The sequence below is a fragment of the Streptomyces sp. 11x1 genome, assembly GCF_032598905.1.
Lineage (GTDB): Bacteria > Actinomycetota > Actinomycetes > Streptomycetales > Streptomycetaceae > Streptomyces.
On record NZ_CP122458.1, the window covers coordinates 3,579,158 to 3,592,567 of the forward strand.

Genomic DNA, 13,410 nt, shown 5'->3' on the forward strand with positions numbered 1-13,410 from the left:
CCGGGGCGGTCGGGGTCGTCTTCAGTGTGCCCCGTGGGTGCTTTCGGCCAGTTCGCCCCAGAGGTACGCGCTGGTCTCGACGCCCTTGAGGAGCAGATCGAGTTCGACCTTCTCGTTGGGGGCGTGCCAGCCGTCGGAGGGGACGGAGATGCCCAGGAAGAGGACGGGGGCGCCGAGGACTTCCTGGAGGTCGGCGGCGGGGCCGGAGCCGCCCTCGCGCGTGTGGCGGACCGGCTGCTGGAATGCGCGGCCCATGGCCCGTACGACCGCCCGCAGGGCCGGGTGGTCCAGGGGCGTCAGGCAGGGGCGGGTGGAGCCGGTGAACGTGATCTCGTGCCGGATCCCGGCGGGGATGCGTTCGGCGGCCCAGGCGGAGACCGCCTTCTCGATGTGATCCGGGTCCTGGCCGGCGACCAGGCGGAAGGACAGCTTCACCATGGCCGAGGACGGGATGATCGTCTTGCTTCCGGCGCCCTGATAGCCGCCGCCGATGCCGTTGACCTCGGCGGTCGGGCGGGCCCAGATGCGTTCCAGGGTGGTGTGACCGGCTTCGCCGTGCGCCGTGGTCGACCTGGCCGTGCGCAGCCATCGCTCCTCGTCGAAGGGCAGTTCGGCGAAGAGTTCGCGCTCGCGGTCGGTGAGTTCGACGACGCCGTCGTAGAAGCCGGGGATCGCCACGCGCGCGTGCTCGTCGTGCAGGGCGGCGACGAGACGGGCGATCTCGGTGGCCGGGTTCGGTACGGCGCCGCCGAAGGAGCCGGAGTGGATGTCCTGGTCGGGGCCGTACAGCCGGATCTCGCACTCGGCGAGGCCGCGCATGCCGGTGCAGACGGTGGGGGTGTCCTCGGCCCACATTCCGGTGTCGGAGACGACCACCGCGTCGGCGGCGAGCCGTTCGGCCCGGGCCTCGACCAGGGCGCGGAAGTGCGGGGAGCCGGATTCCTCCTCGCCCTCGATCAGCATCTTCAGGTGGACGGCGGGGGCGGTGCGGCCGGTGGCGGCGAGGTGGGCGCGGACACCGAGTGTGTGGAAGAACACCTGCCCCTTGTCGTCGGCCGCCCCGCGCGCGTGGAGTCGGTTCCCACGGATCACGGGGTCGAACGGCTCGGTGTCCCAGCCGTCCTCGCGCGTCGCGGGCTGCACGTCGTGGTGGCCGTAGACCAGCACCGTGGGTGCGTCGGCGTCCGTGGAGGGCCATTCCGCGAAGACCGCGGGCGCTCCCGCCGTCTCCCAGACCTCCGCCGTCGGGAAGCCGGTCTCCCCGAGCTTGGCGGCCAGCCAGTCGGCGCTGCGCCGTACGTCCGTCGCGTGGTCGGGCTGGGCCGAGACCGACGGGATGCGCAGCCACTCCACGAGGTCGTCGAGGAAGGCGGCACGGTGGTTCTCGATATACGTACGGACGACGCTGACGTCGCTGTCAACGGACTGGCTCATGCTCACGAGCCTATCGGCCCGCGGCGGCATGCTCGTCCGGCGGTTCGTCTGTGAACGCCTCCGGTCCGTCCGCCGACGGCTCCGGTCCCGCCGTGGCCGAATCCGGTCCCTCTGCGGTACCGGATTCCTCCAGGAGCAGTCTTTCCAGTGCGTCCCGGCCGGGGAGGTTCGCCGGCCGGACGACGGCTCCGGTGCGGACGTACAGGAAGACGGCGTCGACGGACTCCAGGGGCACGCCCTGCTGCTCGGCCCAGGCCAGCCGGTAGACGGCGAGCTGGAGCGGGTCGGCGGCGCGGGTGCGGCTGGTCTTCCAGTCGACGATCTCGTACGTCGTCGTCCCGTCGCCGTCGTCGGTCCGGTAGACGGCGTCGATACGGCCGCGCACGACCCGGCCGGCTATGTCGATCTGGAAGGGGGCCTCGACCCGGTGGGGGGTGCGGTGCGCGTACGGCGTGCGTTCGAATGCCTCCTTGAGGGCCTCCAGGTCCAGTTCGTCCGCGATCTCGGCCTCGCTGCCGGGCAGTTCCTCGGGCTCCAGCATCGGCAGCCGCAGCTCTTCGAAACGGGCCTCCAGCCAGGCGTGGAAACGGGTGCCGCGCCGGGCCGCGGGCTGTGGGGGGCGCGGCATGGGGCGGGCGAGCTCCTGCGCGAAGCCGTCCGGATCGGCGGCGAGACGCATCAGCTGCGAGGTGGTCAGCGACGCCGGCAGGGGTACGTCGGTGACCTTCGCGCGGGCTCGTACGAGTTCCCCGGTGAGGGCGTCCAGGTCGCGGTCCCACGAGGCCACGGTGCGGGCCTCCTCGGGGGTGAGCCCGGACGCGCCGGGATGCCTGCGGGCGTGCGGCACGGCGGGCGTGCGTCCGTCCGGCGCGGGACGGTCCACGCGCGCGTGGGGGCTCTGCGCGGGGCCCACGCGCGCGTGCGGAGCCTGTGCGGGACGATCCGACGACCAGGTGTCCCAGTCGTCGGTGTCCTCGTCGATGAAGGGGGCCTCGTCCTCGTCGATGAAGAGGTCGTCGTCCTCGTCGATGGGTGGTTCGTCCGGGAAGTCCTCCTCTGCGGCCCCCGGATGCGTGTCCTCGTGGGAGGCGGCGCGGTCCAGGTGGGCCAGGACGGTCCGGGCCGCCGCCCTGCGGCGCATCAGAGCCGTGTCGTCGAGCGGGAGCGGCCAGGCGTGGTCGGCCGCCGTCGCGTGCAGAGCGGGGTTCTCGGCGTCCTCCTCCGGCTCGTCGGCCCATGTCTCGATCTCGCCGTGCCCGGCGACACAGTGGTCGTACAGGGCCTTGAGGAAGTCGGACGGCCCACGGGGGCGCTTCTGGGACGGGCCCCACCAGTGGCCGGAGCCGAGGAGCAGGGAGCGGGGGCGGGTGAACGTCACGTAGCCGAGGCGGAGTTCCTCGGTGTGCTGGTGTTCCTTCATGGCCTCCTGGAAGGCCTTCAGGCCGCGCGAGTCCCAGGCCTCGACGTCCGGGAGGGTGTCGGCGTCGCCGCGCAGCTCGTGCGGCAGGACCTTGCCCTGGGCGGTCCACTTCTCCCGGCCCTGGGTGCTGGGGAAGGTGCCGGTGACCAGACCGGGGACGGCGACGACGTCCCATTCCAGGCCCTTGGACTTGTGGGCGGTGAGGACCTTGACGGTGTTCTCTCCCCCTGGCAGGGCGTTGTCGAGGCCCTTCTCGTACTGGGCGGCCGTGCGCAGGAAACCGAGGAAGGCGAGGAGGGTGGCCTCTCCGGCGCTGTTGGCGGCGAAGGAGGCGGCGATGTCCAGGAAGTTGGACAGGGTCTCGCGGCGGCGGGCGGCGAGCGCGTGGGGGGAGGCGGAGAGTTCCACCTCCAGGCCGGTGACGGCGAGGACGCGGTGGAGGACGTCCATGAGGGGGTCGGCGAGCGAGCGGCGAAGGTCGCGCAGTTCGGCGGCGAGCCGGGCGAACCGGACGCGCGCGTCGGGCGAGAACGGCAGGCCGTCGTCCTCCGCCTCGGCTTCGAGGGGGAGTTCCAGGAAGGTGTCCAGGGCGTCCGCCAGCGAGATCACCTCGGAGGGGTCGACGCCCTCGACGGCCGCGGCGAGCCGGCGGTCCGGGTCGGCGTCGCCGTCCACGCGCGCGTGGGACACGAGCAGCCTGGCCCGGCGCCCGAGGAGGGCGAGATCGCGGGGTCCGATCCGCCAGCGCGGGCCGGTGAGGAGGCGGACGAGGGAGGCGTTGGCCCCGGGATCCTGGAGGACCTCGCAGACCGCGACGAGGTCGGCGACCTCGGGGAGGTGCAGCAGTCCGGAGAGACCGACGACCTCGACCGGGATGTCCCGGGCGACGAGCGCGCCCTGGATCTCGGCGAAGTCGGTGGCGGTGCGGCACAGGACCGCGATCTCGCCGGGTTCCTTGCCGGTGCGCACCAGGTGGGCGATCGAGTCGGCGAGCCAGTCCAGTTCCTCGGCGTGCGTGTTCAGCAGGGCGCAGCGGACCACGCCGTCGCGTTCGGCGCCGGGGGCGGGCCGGAGGGCCTCCACGCCCGCGTGCATGGCCCGCAGGGGCTCGGCGAGACCGTTGGCGAGGTCGAGCAGACGGCCGCCGCTGCGGCGGTTCTCGCTGAGCGACTGGCGGGTCGCGGGGCTGCCGTCGGGGTGGGCGAAGTGCTCGGGGAAGTCGTCGAGGTTGGCGACGGAGGCGCCGCGCCAGCCGTAGATCGCCTGGCAGGGGTCGCCCACGGCCGTCACGGGATGGCCGGTGCCGCCCCCGAACAGACCTGACAGCAGGACGCGTTGGGCGACCGAGGTGTCCTGGTACTCGTCGAGCAGGACCACGCGGAACTCGTCCCGCAGGATGCGCCCCACCTCGGGGAGTCGGGCGAGGCCGGCGGACAGGGCGATCTGGTCGCCGAAGTCGAGGAGGTCCCGCTCACGCTTGGCCGCGCGGTAGCGGCCGACCAGTTCGGTGAGTTCACGTCGGGCGGCGGCCGCCTCGGGGACCTTGCGCAGATCCGCGTTGGTGAGCTTGGCACCCTCCAGTTCGCGCAGCAGGTCGGTGTCGTACGCGCGCAGGTCCTCGGGTCGTACGAGGTGCTCGGCGAGTTCGGAATCGAGGGTCAGCAGGTCGCTGACCAGGTCGGGGAAGGAGCGGGTCAGTGCCGGGTAGGGGCCCGGGGACTCCCTCAGGACGCGTGCGGCGAGCTGGTAGCGGGTGGCGTCGGCGAGGAGCCGAGAGGTGGGTTCCAGGCCGATGCGCAGGCCGTGGTCGGCCAGCAGGCGGCCCGCGAAGGCGTGGTAGGTGGAGATGACCGGCTCGCCCGGCGGGTTGTCCGGGTCGATCACGTCCGGGTCGGTGATGCCCGCTTTGACCAGTGCCTTGCGTACGCGCTCGGCGAGTTCGCCCGCCGCCTTGTTCGTGAACGTCAGGCCGAGCACCTGTTCGGGGGCGACCTGCCCGGTGCCGACCAGCCACACCACGCGCGCGGCCATCACGGTGGTCTTGCCCGACCCGGCTCCCGCCACGATCACCTGCGGCGCGGGCGGCGCAACGACGCAGGCCGTCTGCTCCGGGGTGAACGGGATGCCGAGGAGCTCCTTGAGCTGCTCGGGATCGCTGATACGGGCGGACATTCCAGAGAGGCTAACGCCGACCGCTGACAGCGGCCGCCGGGCCGCCGGGCGGGCATGGTCACTCGACCACGTGACGACCCTCGGGGCGCGCGCTGCACGATGCCCGGAAAGCACAGTGTGCACAGTGTTGTCCGGCGGTCGGGGAGAAACGCTCGTCCAGGACCTTGCCCGCGGCGGTCGCCAGGAGGTCCGCCACCCACTCCCCTTCCGCGCCCTCGACGGGGCCCTGCGCCTGCACCTTGGGGACGCTCTCGCCACCGTTCTTCTTGGCGGCCCCCTGCCGCAGCTGGACGAGTTCGGCGCCGCCCGGTTCGGGGCGTACGCCACCGAAGGGCTCGTCGACAGCTCCCTCGCGGACCGCGAGCTGGTACACGGCGAGCTGGGGGTGGCGGCTCACCTCGGCGGAACTCACGGACTGCTTGCCGGTCTTGAAGTCGACGACGTAGGCGCGGCCCTCGGTGTCGGTCTCGACGCGGTCCATGGAGCCCCGGATGCGCACCTCGTAGTCGCCCGCTTCGAGGGTGACGTCGAAGTCGTGCTCGCTGGCCACCGGGGCCCGCCCCGCTCGGTCCATGACATGCCACTGCAGGAAGCGTTCGAGCGCCACGCGCGCGTGCTGCTTCTCCTGGTCCGACTTCCAGGGTGCGTCGAAGGCGAGCGCGTTCCACACGGAGTCGAGGCGTTCCATGAGGACGTCGAGGTCGGCCGGGGTGCGCCCGGAGGCGACCTCGTCGGCGAGCACGTGGATGACGTTGCCGAACCCCTGGGCGGCGGTCGCGGGCGCGTCGGCCTTCACCTCACGACCCAGGAACCACTGCAGGGCGCAGGTGTTGGCGAGCTGATCGAGGGCGCTGCCGGACAGCACGACGGGCTGGTCACGGTTCCTGAGCGGCACCTTGCTCTCGGTCGGCTCGAACATGCCCCACCAGCGGTGGGGATGCGCCGACGGCACGAGCGGACGGCCGTCCTCGTCGCTCAGCGCGGCCAGCCGGGCCAGCCGCAGGGCGGCCGCCTCGCGGAGCGTCTCGGAAACGCGCGGGTCCACCGTGGTGGCGCGCAGCTCGGCGACGAGAGCGGCCACGGACAGCGGGCGGCGGGGACGGCCTGTGACGTCCTTCGGCTCGACCCCCAGTTCGGTGAGGAAACGGGAGGGCTGGTCGCCGTCGTCGGCGGGGGCTTTCACCGCGGTGACGACGAGGCGTTCACGCGCGCGCGTGGCGGCCACGTAGAACAGACGGCGTTCCTCGGCGAGGAGGGCGCCCGGCGTGAGCGGTTCGGCGAGACCGTCGCGCCCGATGCGGTCGGCCTCCAGGAGCGAACCGCGGCGCCGGAGGTCCGGCCAGAGCCCCTCCTGGACACCCGCGACGACAACCAGGCGCCACTGCAACCCCTTGGCGCGGTGCGCGGTCATCAGGCGTACGGCGGCGGGGCGGACGGCCCGCCCGGTCAGCGTGTCGGCAGCGATGTCCTCGGCCTCGATCTCCGCCAGGAAGTTGAGGGCGCCCAGGCCGCCGGTGCGCTCCTCCGCGCGTGCCACAGTGGCGAACAGCGCGCACACGGCGTCCAGGTCACGGTCCGCGTTGCGCCCGGCCGTGCCACCGCGCCGGGCGGCGCGCTCCAGGCGCCGGGGCCACGGCGTGCCGTCCCACAGCTCCCACAGCGCCTCCTCGGCCGTTCCGCCGCCCGCGAGGCCTTCACGGGCCTTTCGCAGCAGCGCGCCGAGGCGCTGCGCGCCCCTCGCGTACACCGGATCGTGTGCCACCAGCCGTTCCGGCTCCGCCAGCGCGCGTGCCAGCAGTTCGTCCGACGGCGGCGGTACGGGGTTGCCGCCGGCTCGCTCCTCCTCGCGCAACGCGCGGCCCAAGCGCCGCAGATCGGCGGTGTCCATACCCGCCAAGGGGGAGGCGAGGAGGTCGAGGGCGGTTTCGGTGTCGAGCCAGCAGGGCTGCGCGTCGGACGGGTGGGACCGCCCGGACGGATCCGCCGGTTCGGACACCTCGGGTGACTCGTCGGCCTCCTCTGCCGAGCCCGTCACGGCCGTCGTCTCCCCCAGCTCCGCCCGCGCCACCGCTCGCAACGCCGTCAGCAGGGGCTGTACGGCCGGTTCGTGGCGCAGGGGCAGGTCGTCGCCGTCGATCTCCAGGGGAACGCCCGCGGCGGTGAGGGTGCGCCGGATCGAGGGGATCGTGCGGGCGCCGGCGCGCACCAGGACGGCCATTTCGCTCCAGGGGACGCCGTCCTCCAGATGGGCCCGGCGGAGGATGTCCGCGATGTTGTCCAGTTCGGTGCCCGGCGTCGGGTACGTGTAGACCTCGACGCTTCCTCCGTCCCGTACGGGCCTCAGCTCGCGGTGGGCGCGTACCTTCTCGGCGGGGAGGCGGGTGAGCGGCATGCGCTGGGTGAGCAGGCGGGTGGCGCCGAGCAGGCTCGCTCCCGAGCGGCGGGAATTCCTGAGGACCGCGACCGGTGCCCGGCTGCCGTCCGCGCGCGGGAAGGCCTGCGGGAACTCCAGGATGCCGTTCACGTCGGCGCCCCGGAAGGTGTAGATGGACTGGTCGGGATCGCCGAAGGCGACCAGGGTGCGGCCGCCTCCGGCGAGGGTCCGCAGCAGCCGTACCTGCGCGGGGTCCGTGTCCTGGTACTCGTCGACGTAGACCGCGTCGTACTGGGCGGAAAGCCGCCGGGCGACGTCGGGGCGGCCGGCCAGGAGCACCGCGCGATGGACCAGTTCCGCGTAGTCGAGCACGCCCTGGAGGTCGAGGACGTCGAGGTACTCGGCGAGGAAGGCGGAGGCCGCGAGCCAGTCCGGGCGGCCGATGCGCGTGGCGAAGGCGCGCAGGTCGTCTGGGGCCAGGCCCAGTTCGCGGCTGCGGGCGAGGACCGCGCGGACCTCGTCGGCGAAGCCGCGTGTGGTCAGGCAGGCGCGCAGTTCGTCCGGCCAGCGCACGTGCGCGAGGCCGAGGCGTTCGAGGTCGGGCTGGCCCGCCAGGAGTTCCCGGACCGCCACATCCTGTTCCGGGCCGGACAGCAGCCGCAGGGGCTCGACGAACAGGTCGCTGTTTTGGTGGGCGCGGACCAGCGCGTAGCAGAAGGAGTGGAAGGTGGTGGCCTGGGGGGCGCGCGTGGCGCCCAGGCGCAGCGCCATGCGGTCGCGCAGTTCCACGGCGGCCTTGCGGCTGAAGGTGAGGACCAGCACGCGCGCCGGGTCGCCCCCGCGAGCGATGCGGGCCGCCACCGACTCGACGAGCGTGGTCGTCTTGCCGGTGCCCGGACCTGCGAGAACGAGCAGAGGCCCCCGCTCGTGGTCAACCACGCCGCGCTGCTCGGCGTCCAGACGAGGGGGGTCCGTCCGGGCCGGTGGGGTACGCACCAGTCGGTAAGCGCCACGGCTCCCCTGTCGCACCTGGGTGTGCGACAGGCGCCTGGTGGAGAAAGAGGAGCTCACGTGGTTCGCCGGTCCTGGTGGGTGTGCGGGGTGTCACTGTCGACGCGGTGCGCCGGTGTCGAGGTGTGGTGGTCGGGAATCGGGTGTGCGGCGTGCCGCTCGGCGAGGAGGGTGGCCGCGGGGTGAGAGGGGCACGCGCAGCCGACGCTACGCCGACGGGTGGTGCGGAAGCAGGGCTTCCCCTTAAGCCCTCCCGACGCGCGCGGCACATGCGTCCCTCGCCCCACGAACGTACGGCATGGCACCGACGTGCCACGCGTCCCCCGTACGGGCCAGAGGTCGCACCGAGGTCCGTCGGATGGCGGAAGCTGTCAGGTGTGACCCTCCGTGCCTCCACCGCCGTCCCAGCGTGCCCGTCTCATGTCGACGCGCGGGACATGGCCCTCGGAGGCTCGGCTCGCCTCGCGCAGGGGGGTCGCCTCCGCGCGGTAGTGGTCCAGGGCTCTCAGTTCATGGCCGGGCAGCAGGACTCCGTCGGCGCGGACGACACGCCACCAGGGAGCCGCGCCCCCGTAGAGGGCCATGACGCGGCCCACCTGGCGCGGACCGCCCTCCCCCAGCCATTCGGCGACGTCCCCGTATGTCATGACCCGCCCCGGCGGGATCAGGTCGGCGACCTCGAGGACCCGCTCCGCGTACTCCGGCAGGGCGTCCGCCGGAAGGCTCTCCTCGCTCATCCGCCCCATCCTGCCCCACCCCACCGACAATGGGACGTGGTGGCCAGGGCGTGCGTCCCTCGCTCCGGGGGCGGGCTTCGGGCAGACTGTGCGCCCCCGCATTGCACCCTGATGCCCCTGTGTGCCCACCCGGCATGCCACCATCGTGCGGGCGGTGACTGGTGATACGAGACCAAGAAGAGACGATGAAGCAGCAGAGCGTGCATCCCGATGACGCGTCGGGCACCTCTGACGCCTCGTCGCGCCCGAATGCCTCCGAGGGGGGCGCCGAGGGCACCGACGACGTCTCGGAGAAGGCCTCCGGCACCACCCCTCCCTCCTTCGAGAAGAAGTCCCCCTCGGCGCACGAGGAAGAGGACGAGAAGCAGCGGGACGGGCAGGACGAGGACGACCTCGACGAGGCGCACGCCGAGGAGGTCGAGGGCGACGAACCACTGCTCCCCGCGCGCGTGCACCGTCCCTCCGACCTCATGCGGCTGTCAGTGGGCATCCTCGGGGTCATCGTCCTGCTGGCGATCGCCGCCTTCGCCCACGGCACCACCTCCGGACTCGAACAGGACATCAACAAGGGCACGGGGCAGGCGCCCGATCTTCTGATCAAGCTCGCCGGCCTGGGATCGAGCATCGCGATCCTGCTCGTACCGGTCGCGTTCGCGATCGAACGGCTGATCAAGCGGGACGGGCTGCGCATCGCCGACGGCGTGCTCGCGGCGGTGCTGGCGCACGGAGTGACGCTGGCAACCGACCTGTGGGTCGCCAGGGCCGCCCCGGACTCGATCCAGGAGGCGCTCACCCAGCCCTCCCCCGGCGACATCCACGCGCTCACGGACCCCGTGCACGGCTACCTCGCGCCGGTCATCGCGTACATGACCGCCGTCGGCATGTCACGCAGACCCCGCTGGCGGGCCGTGCTGTGGATCGTGCTCCTGCTGGACGCGTTCTCGATGCTGGTCACGGGCTACACCACACCGTTCTCGATCATCCTGACGGTGCTGATCGGCTGGACCGTCGCCTACGGAACGCTGTACGCGGTCGGCTCCCCCAACGTCCGCCCGACCGGCCGGACGCTGATGGCCGGCCTCAGGCGGGTCGGATTCAAGCCCGTGAGCGCGGCCCGTGAGGAGATCCCGGAGACGGCTGAGGGCGGGGACCGGGGCCGCCGGTACTTCGTGACGCTGGAGGACGGCCCACCCCTGGACGTCACCGTCGTGGACCGGGAGCAGCAGGCCCAGGGGTTCTTCTACCGCGTCTGGCGGCGTCTGACCCTGCGCGGCATCACCACCCGCCGCAGCCTCCAGTCGCTGCGCCAGGCCCTGGAGCAGGAGGCCCTCCTCGCGTACGCGGCCATCGCGGCCGGCGCCAACGCGCCGAAGCTGATCGCCACCTCCGAGCTCGGACCGGACGCCGTGATGCTCGTCTACGAGCACACCGGCGGACGCACCCTGGACTCCCTGGCGGACGACGAGGTCACCGACGAGCTGATGTCGGACACCTGGCACCAGGTGAAAGCACTGCAGTCGCGGCGGATCGCGCACCGCAGGCTCGTGGGTGACGCGATTCTGGTGGATCGTTCCGGCACGGTGATCCTCACCGATCTGCGCGTCGGCGAGATCGCGGCGGGCGACCTGGTCCTTCGCATGGACGTCTCCCAATTGCTGACGACTCTGGGCCTGCGGGTGGGCGCCGAACGCGCGGTGGCCTCGGCGGTCAGCGTGCTCGGCCCCGACGCGGTGGCCAACTGTCTGCCGATGCTCCAGCCCATCGCCCTGTCGCGCTCCACGCGCGCGACGCTGCGCAGGCTCGCCAGGGAGCGCGCCGAACGCGAGCGCGAGGCGGTCCTGGAGGCGTCCCACCTGGCCAAGCAGGCCCGTGCGGAGGAGCACAGCAGGGCCGCCGAGCCGGGCAAGGCCGACAAGAAGGCTGTACGGGCCGAGCAGCGGGCCGAGAAGCGGGCGATCGACGAGGCCCTGGAAGGGGCCCGCGAGGAGGACCTGCTCACCCAGATCCGCCACCAGGTACTGCTCATCAGGCCCCAGGCACCGGTCGAACCGGCCCGGCTGGAGCGGGTCAAGCCGCGCACGCTGATCAGCCTCATCGCCGGTGCGATCGGCGCGTACTTCCTGCTGACCCAGCTCACCCACATCGAGTTCGGACCGCTCATCGAGAACGCCGAGTGGGGTTGGGTCGCCGCCGCGGTGTTCTTCTCCGCGCTGAGCTATGTCGCGGCGGCGATGAGCCTGCTGGGCTTCGTGCCGGAGCGGGTGCCGTTCCTGCGGACGATCGGGGCGCAGGTCGCCGGATCGTTCGTGAAGATCGTGGCGCCGGCCGCGGTCGGCGGTGTGGCACTGAACACACGCTTCCTGCAGCGCGCGGGGGTGCGGCCGGGGCTCGCGGTGGCGAGCGTCGGCGCGTCGCAGCTCTTCGGACTCGGCTGCCACATCCTGATGCTGCTGGCCTTCGGCTATCTGACCGGTACCGAGAAGACGCCGTCCCTGTCGCCGTCCCGCACCGTCATCGCGGGCCTGTTGACGGTCGCGGTGCTTGTGCTGGTGGTGACGTCCATCCCGTTCCTGCGCAAGTTCGTCGTGACGCGCGTGCGGTCGCTCTTCGCCGGTGTCGTGCCGCGCATGCTCGACGTGCTGCAGCGGCCGCAGAAGCTGGTCACCGGCATCGGCGGCATGCTGCTCCTCACGGGCTGCTTCGTGATGTGCCTGGACGCCTCGATCCGCGCGTTCGGCAACGAGGACGTGTCGATCAGCATCGCCAGCGTCGCGGTCGTCTTCCTCGCGGGCAACGCGCTCGGTTCGGCGGCCCCGACCCCGGGCGGTGTGGGTGCCGTGGAGGCCACCCTGACGGTCGGTCTGATCGCCGTCGGCCTCCCCAAGGAGGTCGCCGCGCCGGCCGTACTGCTCTTCCGTCTGCTGACCCTGTGGCTGCCCGTGCTGCCGGGATGGCTGGCCTTCAACCAGCTGTCACGCAAGGGCGCGCTCTAGTGACCTGAGTCAGAGGTTCGTCGTTGGTTCGGTATGAGTCGTCCTGGCCCGAAGATCCCGCCGTTGTCGTTGACCGATGCCCAGCGTGAGGTGCTTGAGGGGTGGGTGCGTCGCCGGTCGACCGCGCAAGCTCTGGCTCAGCGATCCCGGATCGTGCTGGAGTGCGCCGAGGGGCACTCGATCATGGAGGTGTCACGACGGCTGAAGGCCGCTCCGGACACGGTCCGCACCTGGCGAAGGCGGTTCCTTGACCACGGCCTGGACGGCCTGTGCGACGAGCCGAGGCCCGGTGTCCCGAGGAAGATCACCGATGCCGATGTCGAGCGGGTGATCGTCAAGACCCTGGAGGAGAAGCCGGCCAACGCCACCCACTGGTCAACCCGGTCGATGGCCGCGGCCACCGGCATGTCGCAGTCGGCGATCTCGCGGATCTGGCGGGCGTTCGCCTTGGCCCCGCACCGCTCGCAGACGTTCAAGCTCTCCACGGATCCGCTGTTCATCGACAAGGTCCGCGACGTGGTGGGCCTGTATCTCGACCCGCCGGAGAAGGCACTGGTGCTGTGCGTGGACGAGAAATCCCAGATCCAGGCCCTGGACCGCTCACAGCCGGTGCTGCCGATGATGCCCGGGGTGCCCGAACGCCGCAGCCACGACTACGTCCGCGCCGGCACCACCACGCTCTTTGCGGCACTGGAGGTGGCAACCGGCAAGGTGATCGGTTCACTGCACCGCCGGCACCGGGCCGCAGAGTTCAAGAAGTTCCTGGCCAAACTCGACAAGGAGGTGCCTGCGGACCTCGAGGTGCATCTGATCCTGGACAACTACGCCACCCACAAGACACCCGCGATCAAGAAGTGGCTGGTGGCACACCCCCGTTTCCGTCTGCACTTCACGCCCACCGGCTCATCGTGGCTGAACCTGGTGGAGCGATGGTTCGGCGAGCTGACAGCGAAGAAGCTCCGCCGCGGTGTCCACCGCTCGGTCCAGGCACTCGAGCGCGACATCCGGTCCTGGATTGCCGGTTGGAACGACAACCCCCGCCCCTTCGTCTGGACGAAGACCGCCGACGAGATCCTCGACAAAGTCGCCACCTACTGCCAGAGAATCTCTGACTCAGGTCACTAGGAGACCGCTGAAGATCTTGCTCTGGCCGCCCGACTCACCCTGGATTGCCGGTAAATGTCAATCGCCATCAAGTAGGGCAAGCCGGGCGCATTTTCAAGATCTTCAGGACGCTTCTAGGCCCTGTCGGGCGCCCACGCCCGCGCG

Annotated in this window: 6 protein-coding genes; 2 read left to right on the forward strand and 4 right to left on the reverse strand. The window is 71.8% G+C overall.

What is annotated here, in order from left to right; genetic code table 11:
- Positions 1-21 precede the first annotated feature (21 nt).
- The 4 genes from P8T65_RS15470 to P8T65_RS15485 form a co-directional block, all read right to left on the reverse strand.
- Complete coding sequence (locus tag P8T65_RS15470; RefSeq protein ID WP_316725950.1) at positions 22-1,434, reverse strand: dipeptidase; 1,413 nt, start codon at positions 1,432-1,434, stop codon at positions 22-24.
- Between the two features lie 10 nt (positions 1,435-1,444).
- Complete coding sequence (locus P8T65_RS15475; RefSeq protein WP_316725951.1) at positions 1,445-5,026, reverse strand: ATP-dependent DNA helicase; 3,582 nt, start codon at positions 5,024-5,026, stop codon at positions 1,445-1,447.
- Positions 5,027-5,084: 58 nt separating this feature from the next.
- Positions 5,085-8,471, reverse strand: a complete 3,387-nt coding sequence (locus tag P8T65_RS15480; protein ID WP_316725952.1) for an ATP-dependent DNA helicase — start codon at positions 8,469-8,471, stop codon at positions 5,085-5,087.
- A 311-nt stretch (positions 8,472-8,782) separates the two neighbouring features.
- The gene (locus tag P8T65_RS15485; RefSeq protein WP_308185924.1) at positions 8,783-9,148 is read right to left on the reverse strand and encodes an MGMT family protein; all 366 of its coding nucleotides are present in this window, start codon (positions 9,146-9,148) and stop codon (positions 8,783-8,785) included.
- A 185-nt stretch (positions 9,149-9,333) separates the two neighbouring features.
- Between P8T65_RS15485 and P8T65_RS15490 the strand changes: the two genes are divergently transcribed.
- Both P8T65_RS15490 and P8T65_RS15495 read left to right on the forward strand, forming a co-directional pair.
- Entirely contained in the window at positions 9,334-12,141 is a 2,808-nt protein-coding gene (locus P8T65_RS15490; RefSeq protein WP_316725953.1) for a lysylphosphatidylglycerol synthase transmembrane domain-containing protein, read from the forward strand.
- A 33-nt stretch (positions 12,142-12,174) separates the two neighbouring features.
- Positions 12,175-13,266: an IS630 family transposase gene (locus P8T65_RS15495; protein ID WP_316725954.1), complete on the forward strand. Its 1,092-nt coding sequence runs from the start codon at positions 12,175-12,177 to the stop codon at positions 13,264-13,266.
- Positions 13,267-13,410: the final 144 nt, after the last annotated feature.